This window comes from Crenobacter caeni, from assembly GCF_010435965.1.
Classification (GTDB): Bacteria; Pseudomonadota; Gammaproteobacteria; order Burkholderiales; family Chromobacteriaceae; genus Craterilacuibacter; species Craterilacuibacter caeni.
The window spans coordinates 79,424-94,414 of record NZ_JAAGAA010000009.1 but is presented as its reverse complement, the minus strand read 5'-3'; the positions used below and the strand labels follow the sequence as shown (position 1 = coordinate 94,414).

General features: G+C 67.4%; 15 protein-coding genes and 1 tRNA gene. All 16 read right to left on the bottom strand.

The genetic code is table 11. From position 1 onward, the window contains the following. Positions 1-45: 45 nt before the first annotated feature. Positions 46-441 (bottom strand): YidB family protein, encoded by a 396-nt coding sequence (locus tag GZH52_RS10805; protein ID WP_163316476.1) that lies wholly within the window; start codon positions 439-441, stop codon positions 46-48. Between the two features lie 9 nt (positions 442-450). Next, on the bottom strand, positions 451-849 hold the full coding sequence (locus GZH52_RS10800; protein ID WP_163316475.1) for a YidB family protein: 399 nt from the start codon (positions 847-849) through the stop codon (positions 451-453). Between the two features lie 96 nt (positions 850-945). Beyond that, positions 946-2,040 carry a M14 family metallopeptidase gene (locus GZH52_RS10795; protein ID WP_163316474.1) on the bottom strand — a complete coding sequence of 365 codons (1,095 nt, stop codon included), beginning with the start codon at positions 2,038-2,040 and terminating at the stop codon, positions 946-948. Positions 2,041-2,200: 160 nt separating this feature from the next. Further along, positions 2,201-4,984 carry an EAL domain-containing protein gene (locus GZH52_RS10790; protein ID WP_163316473.1) on the bottom strand — a complete coding sequence of 928 codons (2,784 nt, stop codon included), beginning with the start codon at positions 4,982-4,984 and terminating at the stop codon, positions 2,201-2,203. Further along, positions 4,981-5,934, bottom strand: coding sequence for an ABC transporter substrate-binding protein (locus GZH52_RS10785; protein WP_163316472.1), 954 nt, complete (start codon positions 5,932-5,934; stop codon positions 4,981-4,983). The genes GZH52_RS10790 and GZH52_RS10785 overlap by 4 nt, the downstream gene beginning before the upstream one ends. 83 nt (positions 5,935-6,017) lie before the next feature. Beyond that, a complete protein-coding gene (locus GZH52_RS10780) occupies positions 6,018-6,680 on the bottom strand; it encodes an amino acid ABC transporter permease (RefSeq protein ID WP_163316471.1) in 663 nt (220 codons plus the stop codon). A 37-nt stretch (positions 6,681-6,717) separates the two neighbouring features. Then, positions 6,718-7,500, bottom strand: coding sequence for a transporter substrate-binding domain-containing protein (locus GZH52_RS10775; RefSeq protein WP_163316470.1), 783 nt, complete (start codon positions 7,498-7,500; stop codon positions 6,718-6,720). A gap of 171 nt (positions 7,501-7,671) precedes the next feature. Further along, complete coding sequence (gene ychF, locus GZH52_RS10770; RefSeq protein ID WP_163316469.1) at positions 7,672-8,763, bottom strand: redox-regulated ATPase YchF; 1,092 nt, start codon at positions 8,761-8,763, stop codon at positions 7,672-7,674. A 72-nt stretch (positions 8,764-8,835) separates the two neighbouring features. Then, entirely contained in the window at positions 8,836-9,342 is a 507-nt protein-coding gene (locus tag GZH52_RS10765) for a GNAT family N-acetyltransferase (RefSeq protein ID WP_203525720.1), read from the bottom strand. Continuing rightward, positions 9,339-9,923 (bottom strand): aminoacyl-tRNA hydrolase, encoded by a 585-nt coding sequence (gene pth, locus GZH52_RS10760; RefSeq protein WP_163316468.1) that lies wholly within the window; start codon positions 9,921-9,923, stop codon positions 9,339-9,341. Before pth ends, GZH52_RS10765 begins: the two co-directional genes overlap by 4 nt. A 97-nt stretch (positions 9,924-10,020) precedes the next feature. Next, entirely contained in the window at positions 10,021-10,596 is a 576-nt protein-coding gene (locus GZH52_RS10755) for a 50S ribosomal protein L25/general stress protein Ctc (protein WP_163316467.1), read from the bottom strand. A 64-nt stretch (positions 10,597-10,660) separates the two neighbouring features. After that, the gene (locus tag GZH52_RS10750; protein WP_136555017.1) at positions 10,661-11,644 is read right to left on the bottom strand and encodes a ribose-phosphate pyrophosphokinase; all 984 of its coding nucleotides are present in this window, start codon (positions 11,642-11,644) and stop codon (positions 10,661-10,663) included. 71 nt (positions 11,645-11,715) lie between these two features. After that, a tRNA-Gln gene (locus GZH52_RS10745) sits at positions 11,716-11,790 on the bottom strand. Between the two features lie 10 nt (positions 11,791-11,800). Next, on the bottom strand, positions 11,801-12,649 hold the full coding sequence (gene ispE, locus GZH52_RS10740) for a 4-(cytidine 5'-diphospho)-2-C-methyl-D-erythritol kinase (RefSeq protein WP_163316466.1): 849 nt from the start codon (positions 12,647-12,649) through the stop codon (positions 11,801-11,803). 39 nt (positions 12,650-12,688) lie between these two features. Then, the gene (gene lolB / locus GZH52_RS10735; protein ID WP_163316465.1) at positions 12,689-13,255 is read right to left on the bottom strand and encodes a lipoprotein insertase outer membrane protein LolB; all 567 of its coding nucleotides are present in this window, start codon (positions 13,253-13,255) and stop codon (positions 12,689-12,691) included. Beyond that, complete coding sequence (locus GZH52_RS10730; protein WP_163316464.1) at positions 13,252-14,973, bottom strand: tetratricopeptide repeat protein; 1,722 nt, start codon at positions 14,971-14,973, stop codon at positions 13,252-13,254. The genes lolB and GZH52_RS10730 overlap by 4 nt, the downstream gene beginning before the upstream one ends. Positions 14,974-14,991 lie beyond the last annotated feature (18 nt).

Below are 14,991 nucleotides of genomic sequence, written 5' to 3'. Positions count from 1 at the left end.
GGCCCGGATGGGCCGTGTCGGGTCCTGCCGCGATTGTAACCCCGCCTAGCGTTCGAACAGTACGCCCAGCGCGGAAAACCAGCGGGTGATCGCGTCGTCCGACTCCGGCAGCACGCCGCCTGGGGTCAGCCGGTCGAAGAGCTCGGGCAGCGAGTCGGCCATCAGCCGTGCCGCGGCGAGCGAGGTGGTCTCGGTCATGTCGGCGAACTGTTCAACCGCGCCCTCGCCCAGCGCGACGTACACGTCGGCGGCCGTGATCGGCAGGTTCTCGCCGCTGGCGAGCCACGAATCAAGCTCGGTTCCGAGGCCGATATCGCGGAAACGCTGGCCGAGGCCGGCCAAGCCCCCGTGGTCGTCAACCAACGCCGCCAGCGCCCGCATCGCCGCGTCGTGCCGCGGCTCGCCGTTGCTCAGTTCACCCAAACGGTCGAAGCACTTCATCCCGTCCTCCTAGCGCCCGAACAGGCCCTTGAGCAAGCCGACACCCTGCGAGAGCAAATCGCCGCCTTGCGGCACCTGCCCGTCCGGCGTCAGCTTGTCGACCATCAGCGGCAACGCCGTGGAGAGGCCCTGCGCGATGGTCGCGCTGTCGAGCCCGAAACGCCCGGCCAGCTCGCCCAGTTGGGTGCCGCCCAGCACCGACTCGATCTGCTCGGCGCTGATGGGCTGGTTCTCGCCGGTCGACATCCACGACGCGGCCGCGTCGCCTAAGCCCTGTTGGCCGAACTTGTCGATCAGGCCGGAGAGGCCGCCGTTTTGTTCGAGCAGCGAGCCCAGCACGCCGGCCATGCCCTGCCCCTCGCCCCCGCCTGCGCCCGCCGCGCCGGCCAGTTGATCCAGAAGTCCCATCGCCCTCTCCTTGCCTGAAAGTGCTTTCAGTCTAGATGGCGCGCCCGAAAAGCAAAAAGCCCGCCGGACGGCGGGCTTGCACGGAGCAAAAAAGGCTTAGCAGCCCTTGTCGCACTTGGCGTCCGGGTTCTGGATCAGCAGACGCACCAGCGTCGCGCGCGGCTCGCGCACCGCGTCGGTACCGGTGGAGAGCACCTTGCCGTCGGCCGGCGCCTTGTACTCCTTGACGGTGTCGCCGAACACGTTGAGCTGGCGGGCCACCACCTGGTCCTTCTTCACCATGTCGCCCAGCTTAACCAGGATCTCGGCGTAGCCGCCCTGCTCGGCACGGACGGTCGTCATGTCGTTGCCGACGAAGGTCTTGGCGGTCTTGGCGGTGCGGCCGATCTTGCCGTCGATCATCTTCAGGTCGACCATCACGTTGCGGGTGCCTTCCACGCCGCGGGCGATCATGTCCGCGTCGAATTTGCGCGGCGAACCCAGCTCCAGCGTCACCGCCGGGATCTTGGCGCTGACGAATTCGGTCTCGGTCGAGCCCTTCTCGCCCGGGTCCTTCTTGATCTGGTCGGCCGGGAACAGCTCGGCGATGCGCTCGACGCGCGGGTCGCGGTAGTCGGCGTAGATGAAGAAGGGGAAGTCGGTGCCGGTGGACTGGGTATGGAAGTCGAGCACGTAGTCGACGTTACCCTGCCACAGCTTGTTCCACATCAGCCATGCGTGCTGCTCGGGCGCGGTGCCCTTTTCCTTGCCGGGGAACAGGCGGTTGAAGTTGGTCGACGCGCCGCCGTCGTTGTAGCTCGCCCACTCGCGGGTCACGCGGTTGATCGCGTTGGGGTTGGAGCCGGTTACCGCGACGACGGTGCCGGAGAGTTTGGCGGCGTCGAGGCCGGCCATCACCTTCTGCACGGCGCGGATGCCGTTCACTTCGTCACCGTGGTTGCCGCTGTTGAGCACCAGCTTGGGGCCGGCCTTGGCCCCCTTGGCGACGACCACCGGCACGTAGAAGTGCTGGCCGATACCGTCGGTGGTGCCCTGGAACATGAAGCGGTGCGTCTTGCCCGGCGCGAGGTCGGCAATGTCGAGTTGGGAAATGACGGGGACGCCCTGTACCTTGTCGCCGGTGTATACGGTGGCGGCGTGGGCGGCAACACTGCCGAGGGCCAGACTGACTGCAAATGCCAACTTACGCATGCTTCTCTCCATGAGGTGAACTCGGTTCGAATGACGTGCACGGCGCCGCACCGGGATGCGGTGCCTTGAGGTCGGCCCCTACTATGCAGAAGTTGGCTATTAAATAATTTGCTTATTATCAAGTTTTCGCCCGAAAACTGGCAAAAAACGGGCGAATCGTCTAAGGGCTGTACGCCGGCGCCGCGGCCAGCCAACGCGGGAACTCGGCGACCGGCATCGGCCGCGCCAGCCAGTAACCCTGGATCGCGTCGCAGCCCAGTTTGGCTAGGAAGGCCGCCTGAGCGGCCGTTTCCACCCCCTCGGCGACCGTCTCCATCCCCAGCGTGCCGGCCATCGCCAGCACCGTCTCGATGATCGCCTCGCTGTGCCCGTCGATGCCGATGCCGGAGACGAAGGCACGGTCGATCTTCAGTTCGTGCAGGGGCAACCGCTGCAGGTAGGCGAGGCTGGAGTAGCCGGTGCCGAAGTCGTCGATCGAGACGCGCACGCCGCGCCGGGCCAGTGCCAAGAGCACGTCGGCCGTCGCGTCGACGTCGTCCATCAGCACCGACTCGGTCAGCTCGATGGTCAGGGCCTCGGCCGGCAGCGCGCTGGCGAGCAGCGCGCGGTCGACCTGTTCGATCAGCGGCGCCGAACGCAGTTGCAGGGCCGACACGTTGACCGACACGCTGCCGCGCCAGCCCTGCTCGCGCCAGGCGGCCGCCAGCAGGCATCCCTGCTGCAGCACCCACGCGCCGATCACGGAGATCAGGCCGCTGTCCTCGGCCAGCGGGATGAACTCGGCCGGGCTGACCTGCCCGAGTTCGGGGTGCAGCCAGCGCAGCAACAGTTCCGCGCCGCAGGTATTGCCGCTGCCCAGCGCGCGCTGTGGCTGCACGAACAGCGAGAACTGCCCGGCCGCGAGCGCTTCGTGCAGGGCCGCCTCGACCCGCGCGCGGCGTTCCATCTGCGCGCGCATCTCTGGCGCGAACACCTCGTAACGGCCGGGGCCGGCCGCCTTGGCGAAATACATGGTGATGTCGGCGTGGCGGATCAGCGTATCGGCATCGGCGCCGTCTTCCGGCCAGCGCGCAAAGCCGATACTGCACGACAGGTTCAGGTGGTAACGGCCCTCGACGTGGATGACCGCCTCCAGTGCATGCGCGAGTGCCCCCGCCCAGCGGCTGCCGTCCGCGTCGTCGAACTCGGGCAGGGCGAGCAAGAACTCGTCCCCCCCTTGCCGCGCAGCCAGCCCGCCGGCGGGCAAGGCGTCGCGCAGGCGGTGCGCGACTTCGCGCAGCACCGCATCGCCGACCGAGTGGCCGAGCGCGTCGTTGATCTGCTTGAAGCGGTTGAGGTCGACGAAGGCGATCCGTCCGTATGAAGAACGGGCGAGGCGCAAGTCGAGCTCGCGCTTGAACGCAGGACGGCTGAGCAGGCCGGTCAGCGCGTCGTGGTCGGCGATCTGCTGCAATCGCCGCTCGGCCGCCACTTGTTCGGTAATGTCGCTGGCGAGGCCAATGTAGTGGGTCAGCCGCCCCTGCGCGTCCAGGCTTGCCGCCAGCGACAGGTGCAGCGGCGGCGTCGGCCGCCCGCCACCGAGCCTGAACGAAACCTGGCCGTGCCAATGCCCGCTGTCGTCGACGCGCGCGGCCAGGCCGGCCGGGTCGAACAGCGCGTCCAGCGTCTCCCTGCACAGCTGGGCAGGGGCGCACCCGGCCATCGCCGCGAACGAGGGGTTGGCGTCGATCAGTTGCCCGCTGGCGTCTGCGATGAAGATGCCCTCGCCCGCGTCCTCGAACACCCGCCGCGCCAGACGCTGCCCGGTCTGCGCGGCGCGCTCGGCGGTCAAATCGTGCAGGCGGCACCAGAGCACCGCCGCCTCGCTCGCGAGCGCGTTGATCATCGTCAGCTCGACTTCGCAACCCGTCGCGAGCCGGCTCTCCAGCTCGCGGACGCCGCCGGACGCGGTGCAGAACGCGTCCCACACCCCGTCAGGCAAGCCAAGCGCGTCGGCCCGGATCGCCTGCGTCGCCGTGCCGCCCAGCAGGCGGGTCGCGGCCTGGTTGGCCAGCACCGCGCGGCCGTCGCGCCCGAACGCGACCAGCCCGTCCGGGCTGTTGTCGAACAGCGCGCGGTAACTGGCGGACGCCGCGCGCAGCGCCTGCTCGCGTTCGTCCACCGCGTCGCGCATCGCCGCGAGCCGCGTCGACAGCCAGCCGACACGACGCGCCAGCGCGGAAAATTCGTCGTTCCCGTCGGGGTCGGGCTGCAGGCCGAACTCGCCGCCGGCGATGCGCTGTAGCACCAGGTCGAGCGCGTGGCTGCGCCGCGCGAGGGTGCGGAAGAACGCAAAATAAAGGGCCAGCGCAGCCAGCACCAGCAACAGGACGCTCTCCAGTGCGCGCTCGAGCGCCAGCGCGCGGGTCGCCGCGAGGCGGTCGGAGACGTCCAGTTCGTAGACCAGTAGCGCCGTCTCGTCCGAACGCAGCAATCCGGGCGCGGCCCGCTGCAGCACACCGGCGAGCACTAGGATCACGCCATCCCCTGCCTCCCCGTACTCCAGACGCTGCGCGCTGAGCGCCGAACGTGCCGCGGCGGAGTCCAGCACGCCGGCCATCCCGCCAAGCGTAGCCAGCGGCCGGCCGACCCAGGCGAGCCGGTTGGCCGCGAGCACCTCCCCTCCCGGGGTCACCAGCAGGATGCGGCGAATGGCGGGGTCGACGCTGACCGCGGCGATCAGCCTTTGCACCTGCGGCAAGGCACCGCGCGCCAACTCCTCGGCGACGATGCCCTGCACCTGCTCGACGCTGCGCCCCGCCTGCGCGCGCGCGTGTGCCAGCACGTCGTCACGAGTCTGCTGCCAGTGCATCCACCAGAATCCGCCCAGCAACAGCGTACCGAGCAACAGCAGCGCGACCGGCATCGCCAGGCGCAAGGGGTAGCGGGTCAACCAGCGGCTCATGCAAGGACCTCCGGCAGGGACACGATCTGGCGGCCGCTTGGCGGCGCGCCCTCCACCAGGCCGAAGCCTGCCAGCAGCGCGTGCATGCGGCGCATCGACGCGAGCAAGGTGGCCTTTTCTGCGAAACGGTGACGGTTTTCGTGCAGGCTGGGAAAGCGCAGCCGCTGCAAGGCCGGCTTGACCTCTCCAGGCGGAATCTGCTGGCGCGCGGCGACCGCCGCCAGCGCGGCAGGCTCGCTGCCCAGCAGCGCGTCGCACCCGGCAAACCAGCCCTGCAGCAGCGAGACCAGCCGCCCGTCGCGGTCGGCCAGCGCCTGCTGGCGGACGACCAGCACGTCGACCACTTCACCGGGAATGTCGCTGCTGTCGAACAGCACGCGTGCGCCGCGCGCCGTCAATTGCCCCAGCACCGGCTCGAAGGTCACCAGCGCGTCGACCTCGCCCGAGTCCAGCGCCTTGAGTTGTGCTTCGTAGGAGACATGGACAAGCGTCACGTCGGACGGCGCGAGGCCGCCGTGCTGCAGCGCTCGCCCCAGCATGAAGGCACCGAGCGCCAGGCTGTCGGCGCCGACGCGACGCCCGCGCAGCTCGGCCGCCGATGCGAGGCCGCCGGAGGCGACCAGCGCGTCGGCGCCGAACGATTCGTCGAGGACCAGAGCGACCGCGATATCCGGGTTGTGCTGCATCAGCTGCAGCGCTTCGTCCAGCGTCAGCGCGCCGGCGTCGATCACGCCGCTGGCAAGCGCGCGCACCACTTCGGACGCCGAACCGAACTCGACCAGATGCGGTGCGCGCCCCGGGTAGGCATTCAGTTCGCGCGCGATGTAGAAGGGTTCGTAGCCGATCCAGCGGTTGGTCGCGACCACCAGCGGCGGTCGGGTGCGCACGCACGCGGACGTCGAGAGCGCAAGCGGGGCGGACAGGAAAGCGCGGCGGGTCAGCGGACGCATGGGCGGGCGCAGAAAGTCGGTCGAGCCGACATTCTAACGCCCTAAACAATGCCTATAGCATGGTCATTGCCCAATTTGTGCCATCACTCGCGGTGGCCGGGCAAGGCAAGCCGCCGCTCGAGGTAGCGCTGCGCCAGCTCGAACGCGCCGCACAGCGCCCAGTAGATCAGCGCGGCCATCAGATAGAGCGGCAAGGGCTCGAAGGTCTGCGCGATCAGCTCCTTGGTCGACAGCATCAGCTCGCTGACGGTGATCACCGAGACCAGCGAGGTGTCCTTGATCAGCGAGATCAGGCTGTTGGACAGGCTGGGCACCGCCAGGCGCAGCGCCTGCGGCGCGATGATGAAGCGCATGCCCTGCCACCAGGTGAAGCCCAGCGAACGGGCGGCCGCCCACTGCCCGGCGCCGACGCCGGCGATCGCGCCGCGCATGCTCTCGGACAGGTAGGCGGCGACGTTCAGCGTCAGCGCCAGTACGCCGGCCGTCACCGGGTCGAACTCGACGCCGGCCGACGGCAGCCCGTAGTAGATCACGAAGATCTGCACCAAGAGCGGCGTGCCGCGCATCAGGCTGACGTAGAAGGCCGCGAGTGCGCCCAGCACCGGCACGCGCGCGACGCGCAGCAAGGCGACCACAAAACCCAGCGCTAGGCCGAGCACCATGCTCGAAAAGGCGAATACGAGCGTATAGAACGTGCCTTGCAACAGCATCGGCCACGCCAGCGCCATCAGTTCGGTCAGGGGCATCCACGCATCCTTTGGTCAGGGCCCGGGTGCTTTGACATTAGTCGGCCTTGCGCGCGGCCGGCGGCTGCGAGACGTCCTGGCCGAACCACTTGTTCGAGATGCGGGCAAAGCTGCCGTCCTGCTGCATGGCCAACAGCGCCTGGTCGATCGCGCGCTTGAAGCCCGGGTTGCCCTTGGCGAACGGGATCGCCATCGTCGCCGTGCTGCCGACCGGCGCGCCAGCCTTCAGCGGCAGTCGCGACTCGCGGATCGCGAACGGGATCAGCAGGCTGTCGTTGAGCGCGGCGTCGATGCGGCCGCTGGCCAAGTCCTGCAGGTACTCGGGCGCGCCCGGGTAGACCTTGACCTCGACCCCGTCCAAGCGGCGCGCGAGGTCCGCGTAGTTGCTGCCCTGGCCGACACCGACCTTGGTGCCCTTGAGGTTGGCACCCGACAGCGTGCGCGTCTCATTTTTACGCACCACCAGCTGCGCGCTGGAGATGGTGTACGGGCGGCTGAAGTCGAACACGCGCTCTCGTGCCTCGTTGACCGCGACCTGGTTCATCACCACGTCGAACTTGCCGCCTTGCAGGCCGGCGAGCAGGCCGCTCCATTCGCCGGTAACGAATTCGGGGCGCACGCCGAGCCGGCGCGCGAGTTCCTGGCCGAGTTCGACCTCGAAGCCGGTCAGCGTCTTGCCTTCGCGGTAGTTGAACGGCGGATAGGTGCCTTCCAGCGCGATCTTCAGCGTGCCGCGCTGGCGGACGGTGTCGATCAGGTCGGCGGCGAGGGCCTGGCCGGCCAGCAAGGCAGAGAGCAGGATGGGGATCAGTCGTTTCATAGCCATATCCATATATCTAATAGTTATTTAATATCGCAAATATTTGCGAAAGCGCAATATAACAAATCGACCGTGCGCCCTCCAGCACCCTACCCCAGTCAAACGCGACACGCAGATACGAAAAAACCACCCCGCGGGGTGGTTCTTGCATGGTTTGCCAAACGGCGCGGCTTACACGTTGAACAGGAAGTTCATCACGTCGCCGTCTTGCACCACGTATTCCTTGCCTTCCGAGCGCATCTTGCCGGCTTCCTTGGCCTTGGCCTCGCCGCCGTAGGCGATGAAATCGTCGTAGGCGATGGTCTGCGCGCGGATGAAGCCGCGCTCGAAGTCGGTGTGGATCACGCCGGCCGCCTGCGGCGCGGTGTCGCCGACGTGGATGGTCCAGGCGCGCACTTCCTTCACCCCGGCGGTGAAATAGGTCTGCAGGCCCAGCAGCTTGTACGCGGCGCGGATCAGACGGTTCAGGCCCGGCTCTTCCAGCCCCATGTCGGCGAGGAATTCGGCCTTGTCTTCTTCCTCGAGGTCGGCGATTTCGGATTCGATCGCCGCACACACCGCGACCACCGGCGCGCCTTCGGCCTCGGCCAGCGCCTTGAGCTTGTCCAGGTGCGGGTTGTTGTCGAAGCCGTCCTCGGCCACGTTGGCGACGTACATCGCCGGCTTGATGGTCAGCAGGCACAAGGGCTTGAGCATGGCGCGGTCGTCGGCATCCAGCTTGAACGCGCGTACCGGCTTGCCTTCGTTCAGGTGCGGCACCAGTTTTTCCAGCAGCGCGACCAGCTTCTGCGCGTCCTTGTCGCCGGAGCGGCCCTTCTTGTTCTCGCGCACGATCGCCTTTTCAACCGCGGACAGGTCGGCCAGCGCCAGTTCGATGCCGATGGTTTCCAGGTCGGCCAGCGGGTCGACCTTGCCGGCGACGTGGATCACGTTGTCGTCGTCGAAGCAGCGCACCACGTTGACAATGGCGTCGGTCTCGCGGATGTTGGCGAGGAACTGGTTGCCCAGGCCTTCCCCCTTGGACGCGCCGGCGACCAGGCCCGCGATGTCGACGAACTCGACGATGGCCGGCTGGACCTTCTGCGGGTTGATGATGGCGGACAGCGCGGCCAGGCGCGGGTCCGGCACCTCGACGATGCCGACGTTGGGCTCGATGGTGCAGAACGGGTAGTTGGCCGCTTCGATGCCGGCCTTGGTCAGGGCGTTGAACAGGGTCGACTTGCCGACGTTGGGCAGGCCGACGATGCCGCATTGCAGACTCATGGGAATTCCTTTTTCAAATCAATGGGCGCCCGCCCGGCCGGCCGGCGCTGAATGTTGCGGATTGTAGCACTGTCAGGGCCGGCCTTCGCCGTGCGCAAGCGCCGGCACCGGCCACGCCATGCGGGCGTTGGCGAACGTCTCATCGCGCAGCAACACCAGACGTCTTGCCTCGACCTCAAACCCCAGGTGCGCGAACAGCGCCTCGGCGCACAGGCTGACGTCGGCATACACCCGGGGCAGCCCCCGCGCGGTGGCCTCGGCCTGCAAGTGCCCAAGCAGGCGGCGGCCTATGCCCTGCCCCGCGTACGGAGCAGCGACAAAGAAGTGGTCGATCAGGCCGTCGTCCTGCAAGTCGGCGTAGGCGGCGATCACCCCGCCAACTTCGACGACGAAAGGCTGGCGGCGCGCCATCGCCTCGCACCAGGCGTGCTGCGCCTTGGCGTCCAGCACGGGGGCCCACGCCCTGCACTGCGCCGGCGTGTAGTCGCGACAGGCGAGGCCGTGCACCGACGAGGCAAACACCTCGCGCAAGGCCAGCGCGTCCGCCACGCGGAATGGACGGATGCTCAGCCCGCTCACTTGGCGGCGGTGTGCAGCGCCTGCATCGCGCCGGCCATGTCGCCGCCTAGCGCCTGCGGCAGCACGGCGAGTGCTGCGCGCATCGCGTCGTCGATTGCCTGCTGCTCTTCGGCACGCGGCTTCTTCAGCACGAAGTTGACCACCTCGGCGCGGTCGCCCGGGTGGCCGATACCCAGACGCAGCCGCCAGAAGTTGGGCGAGCCGAGCTTGGCGATGATGTCCTTCAGGCCGTTATGCCCGCCGTGTCCGCCGCCCTGCTTGAAGCGTGCGACACCCGGCGCGAGGTCGAGCTCGTCGTGCACGACCAGCACCTCTTCCGGCGCGATCTTGTAAAAGCGCGCCAAGGCGCCGACCGCCTGGCCGGACAGGTTCATGAAGGTCGACGGCTTGAGCAGCCAGACGTCGCCGTGCGCGAGGCGCACCCGGCTGGCCTCGCCGAAGAACTTGCCCTCGGGGCCGAGTTGCGGTGCCTTCAATTGCCAGGCAGCCTCGTCGACAAACCAGAAACCGGCGTTGTGCCGGGTCTTCTCGTAGTCGGCCCCCGGGTTGCCCAGGCCGACGATCAGGCGGATGGCGGACATCTTCTACCTCCAGGCGTGTGGCCGGATCGCGCCGGCCATGAAAAAGGCTCGCAGCCTCCCGGACGGGACGCGGCGAGCCTGGCTTGGCCGAAAGCGATTATTCGGCAGCGATACCGGTGGCGGTAGCCACGGTCGCGTTTTCGCCACGCGCCAGTGCAACCAGTTCAACGCCTTCCGGCAGTTTCAGGTCGGACAGGTGCAGGATGGTGCCAGCGGACATGGCCGACAGGTCGACTTCGACGAAGGACGGCAGTGCAGCCGGCAGCGAGCGAACTTCGACTTCGGTGGTCACGTGGGTCACGCTACCGCTCTGCTGCTTGACAGCCGGGCAGACGTCGGCGCCGACGAAGTGCAGCGGAACCTTCACGTGCACTTTTTCGTTCGGGTTCACGCGCTGGAAGTCGATGTGCATGACTTGCGCCTTGTACGGGTGCATCTGGAAGTCGCGCAGCAGCACGGCTTCTTTGGCGCCGTCGATCACCAGATCCAGCACGCTGGCGTGGAAAGCTTCTTCTTTCAGCGCGTAGAACAGGGTGTTGTGGTCCAGGGTCAGGGACACGGCGTCCTTGTTGTCGCCGTAAACGACAGCCGGCACCTTGCCAGCGTGACGCAGGCGGCGGCTCGCACCCGTACCCATCTCTTCGCGCTTGGCAGCAATCAGTTCGTAAGCCATGGAAATACTCCGTTTATTTCAGGGTTGAATTCGATCCGCCCGCCGCGACCAGCGGGCGAACCGTTTACGGCAGGCAGGCGCCTGTCGAAACCAGATCCTCGTTGAAGAGGTAGGACACCGACTCTTCGTTGTTGATGCGGCGCAGGGTCTCGGCGATCAGTCCGGCGATCGAGCAGACGCGGATGCGGCTGCTCTGGCGTGCCTGGGCCGACAGCGGGATGGTGTCCGTCACCACCACCTGGTCGATGTCCGAATTATTGATGCGGTCGACCGCCTGGCCGGAGAACACGGCGTGCGTCGCATAGGCGAGCACGCGCTCGGCGCCGCGCTCTTTCAGCGCGGACGCGGCCTTGCACAGCGTGTTGGCGGTGTCGATCATGTCGTCGACGATCAGGCAGGTACGGCCGGATACGTCACCGATGATGTTCATGACCTCGGCGACGTTGGCCTTCGGGCGGCGCTTGTCGATGATCGCGAGGTCGGTGTTCAGCGCCTTGGCGACGGCACGCGCACGCACCACGCCGCCAACGTCCGGGCTGACCACGATCAGGTCTTCGATGCGCTGCGCGCGGATGTCTTTGAGCAGCACCGGCGTCGCGTAGACGTTGTCCACCGGCATGTCGAAGAAGCCCTGGATCTGGTCGGCGTGCAGGTCGACGGTCAGCACGCGGTCGATACCGGCGCTGGTCAGCATGTTTGCGACCAGTTTGGCGGTGATCGGCACGCGGGCCGAACGCGGACGACGGTCCTGGCGCGCGTAGCCGAAGTACGGAATCGCCGCGGTAATCCGGCCGGCGGACGCACGCTTGAGCGCGTCGGCCATGGTCAGGATTTCCATCAGGTTGTCGTTGGTCGGCGCGCAGGTCGACTGCAGGATGAACACGTCGCGGCCGCGCACGTTTTCCAGCAGCTCGACGGCCACTTCGCCGTCACTGAACTTGCCGACGTCGGCACGCCCCATCGAAATGTCCAGATGCTTGACTACATTCTGAGCCAGTTCCGGGTTTGCGGTCCCGGTAAATACCATCAAGCTGTCGTAAGCCGCCATCGCCAATTCGCCTGTCACTGAGCTGAACAAAGAAAAAGCGTGTAAGGGTTCCTTACACGCTTTTTTGGATCTGGCTGAGGAGGTAGGGATCGAACCTACGAATGCCGGAATCAAAATCCGGTGCCTTACCACTTGGCGACTCCCCAGTAAACTGCTTCAGACCTTGTCGAACAACGGATGCGCCTGTAAACCCTTGGCGACGAACCCGTCGAATTTCTTCGACACTGCCTCGAAAATCTTGTTTGCCTGGCTCTGCGACCCGCACTCCAGAAATACACAACTACCGGAGCCGGTCATCAGCGGCGAACCGTACTGCGCCAAGTTATTCAGCGCTTCGTTCACCACCGGGTACATCTCACAAACAACTGACTGCAAATCGTTTTGTTTTTGCTGTGTCGTTTGGAGGACTCGAATTATGGAGAAACCGGTTTTTCCTGTCAACACCCTTTGCGCGAAATTTTTGAAAATATCTGCCGTAGGCACATTTACTGGTGGTTTCAATACCACATACCATGCCTCGGGCACCTTGATTTCATTGAGTTTCTCACCGATACCCTGAGCGCGTGCGGCACGCCCGAAAATGAAGACAGGCACGTCGGCGCCCAGTTGCACGCCAAGCGCCATCAGCGCGTCGCGCCCCAGGCCGCAGCCCCACAGGCGGTTGAGCGCGATCAGCACGGTCGCCGCGTCCGAACTGCCGCCGCCCAGCCCCCCGCCCATCGGGATGCGCTTGGTCAGGCGGATGTTCACCCCCTGTGCGCAGCCGCTCGCCTCTTTAAGCAGGCGCGCCGCGCGCACCGTCAGGTCGGACTCGGCCGGCACGCCGGCGATCGGGTTGTCGAGCACCACTTGGCCGTCGTCACGCAACGCGAGCTCGACGGTGTCGGCGCGGTCGATAAAGACGAAGTCGGTATCGAGCAGGTGGTAGCCGTCTGCGCGGCGGCCGACGACGCGCAGCTCGAGATTCAGCTTGGCCGGCGCGGGAAAGGCAAGGTAGTTGGACATGCGTATCTACAGGTATCTATATGGGGGAGGCGCCGGCCCTTACGGCGTGACGGCCAGCGGGTACGGCCGCCACTGGCTGGCGACGATGCGCAGCACGATGCCATCGCGCGAGAGTTCGATGCGCCGCGGGTAGGCAGAACCGGCCTCGTCTGCGGTGAAACGGATCTGCCAGCCCTGCTGCTCGAGCGCACCATCGGGCAGCGTCACGGCCGGCACGCCCGGCGCGCGGTGCCCGCGCACCCACCATACTAGGTTGGCCAGCGGCAGCGGCCAGCCGAGCACCTGTTCGGTCAGCGTCTCGACGTCTTCCGCCTGCCAGCGCTTGCCGTCTGCCTCCAGCACCACACCCGCAGCATCGCGGGTCACCCGCGCGACGGTGTTGCCCAACGGCGTGTTGACCGACAGCGCGTCGCGCCCGGCGGCGTGCGTCCAGTCGAACTGCGCGAGCTGACCCTTGCCGTCGACCTGCACCGACAGGCGGCCGGACAGCGCGAACGGCGCGTCTGCCACCAGTTCCTGCTGCGGGCGGAACGCGACCTGCGTCGCGCACGCGCCAAGCATCAGCGGCAGCGCAACGAGCGCCGCGCGGAACAGGGCGCGCTTCATGGCACGAAGCGCCGCATGGTTTCGAGCAACACCGGGTGGTCCGGCGCCTTCGCGCGTTCGGCCTGCCACAGCTGGCGCGCCTCGGCGCGCCGGCCGAGCGTCCACAGCACTTCGCCCAGGTGCGCGGCGACCTCGGGGTCGGGCATCGCCTTGTACGCCCGCTCGAGGTAGGGCAAGGCTTCGGCGCTGCGGCCGGTCTTGAACAGCGCCCAGCCCATGCTGTCGAGGATCATCGGGTTGTCCGGGTCGGCCCTGAGCGCCTGCTCGACCAGACGCAGCCCCTCGGCGTGGCGGCTGGTGCGGTTGACGAGCAGGTAGCCCAACGCGTTCAGCCCCTGCGCGTCGTCGGCCTTCTGTTTGAGGTAGGCGCGCAGGTCGCGCTCGGCGGCCTTGTAGTCGCCCCTTTGCTCCAACACCAGCGCGCGCTCGTACAGGAGTTCGGGGCTGTCCGGCTGGCTGGCGAGCGCCGTATCGAGGTAGCGCTCGGCCAGGTCCAGCCGTCCAGCCTCGCGGGCGAACTGCGACTGGTAGAGCACCAGCTGCACCTGTTCGGCCGCCGTCGCGTCGAGCGAGCCCATGCGCGCGAGCACCGCGTCGACGTCGCCATCCTTCAGGTCGAGCGCAGCCAACCGCACTTGCGCCGACAGGTAGTGCTGGCCGGGGCCGACCAGCGTGTACCACTTGCGCGCGTCCTGCGGCGCCTTGTTCGCCTCGGCCAATTGACCAAGCGTCAGGCGCAGGTAGTCGGCCTCGGGGTGGCCACCCGCGAGCGCCTGCTCGAGGTAGGGGCCTGCGGCGGTAAGGTCGCGCAACTGGAACGAGAGCAGGCCCAGCGCGTAGAGAATGTCGGGGTTGCCCGGGTTGCGCCCGAGTGCGGTGGCAAACGCGTCGCGCGCCTCGGGGAAGCGCTTGCCATTCACCAGAAGCCGCGGGTACGCGAGCTGCAGCTCGACGCCGGCTTGCGGGCGGCGGGCGAGTTCGCGCGCAAGGAAGGCCAGCGCCGCGTCGTTGTCCTTCTGGCGCAGGCGGTCGACCTGCCAGGCAACCGGCAGATCCCAGCGCGGGGCGACGCGGGCGAGCGTATCGAATTCGGCGGCCACCGCCTGGTTGTCACCCGCCTCGGCCGCCGCCGACAGCACCGCGAAGCGCGCCTCGGGCAGCTCGGGAAACGGCGTGGCCAGCCTGCGCACCAGCGCGTACGCCTGGTTCGGGTCGCTCTGCCGCGAAGTGAGGCGCGCCAGTTGCACGAACACCGCGGCCGCGCGCTCGGGGTGGTCGGCCAGCAGGCCCGTGACCAGCGCCTCGCTTTCCGAGAGTTTGCCCCCGCGCAACTGCGCGACCAGCAGCTGTTCGCGCGCGGTTTCGGAATCGGGCTCGAGCTCGACCCACTTCTGAAGCGCCTGCGTCGCCGTCCCCAGTTGGCCGGCGAGCATCGCAAACTCGGCCGCGCGCCGCGCCAGACGCGGGTCGTTCAGCTCGCGCGCGAGTTCAAGGTAGGTGGCGGCGGACACCGCCGACGCGCCGCGCTGCGCGGCCAGTTCGCTGGCGAGTACGCCGTAGACGATCTGTGGCGTCAGCGGGTGCAGAGGCAGCTTCGCCTCGGTCGCGGCCGGCACTGCCGCTGCCGGCGCGGCGGGCTTGGCAGGCGCATGCAACTGGGCGCAGCCGGAAAGCACGAGCGCCGACAAGGACACGCACAAGGAAAAATACGTTTTCATAGGGTTTCCCGTTAAGCG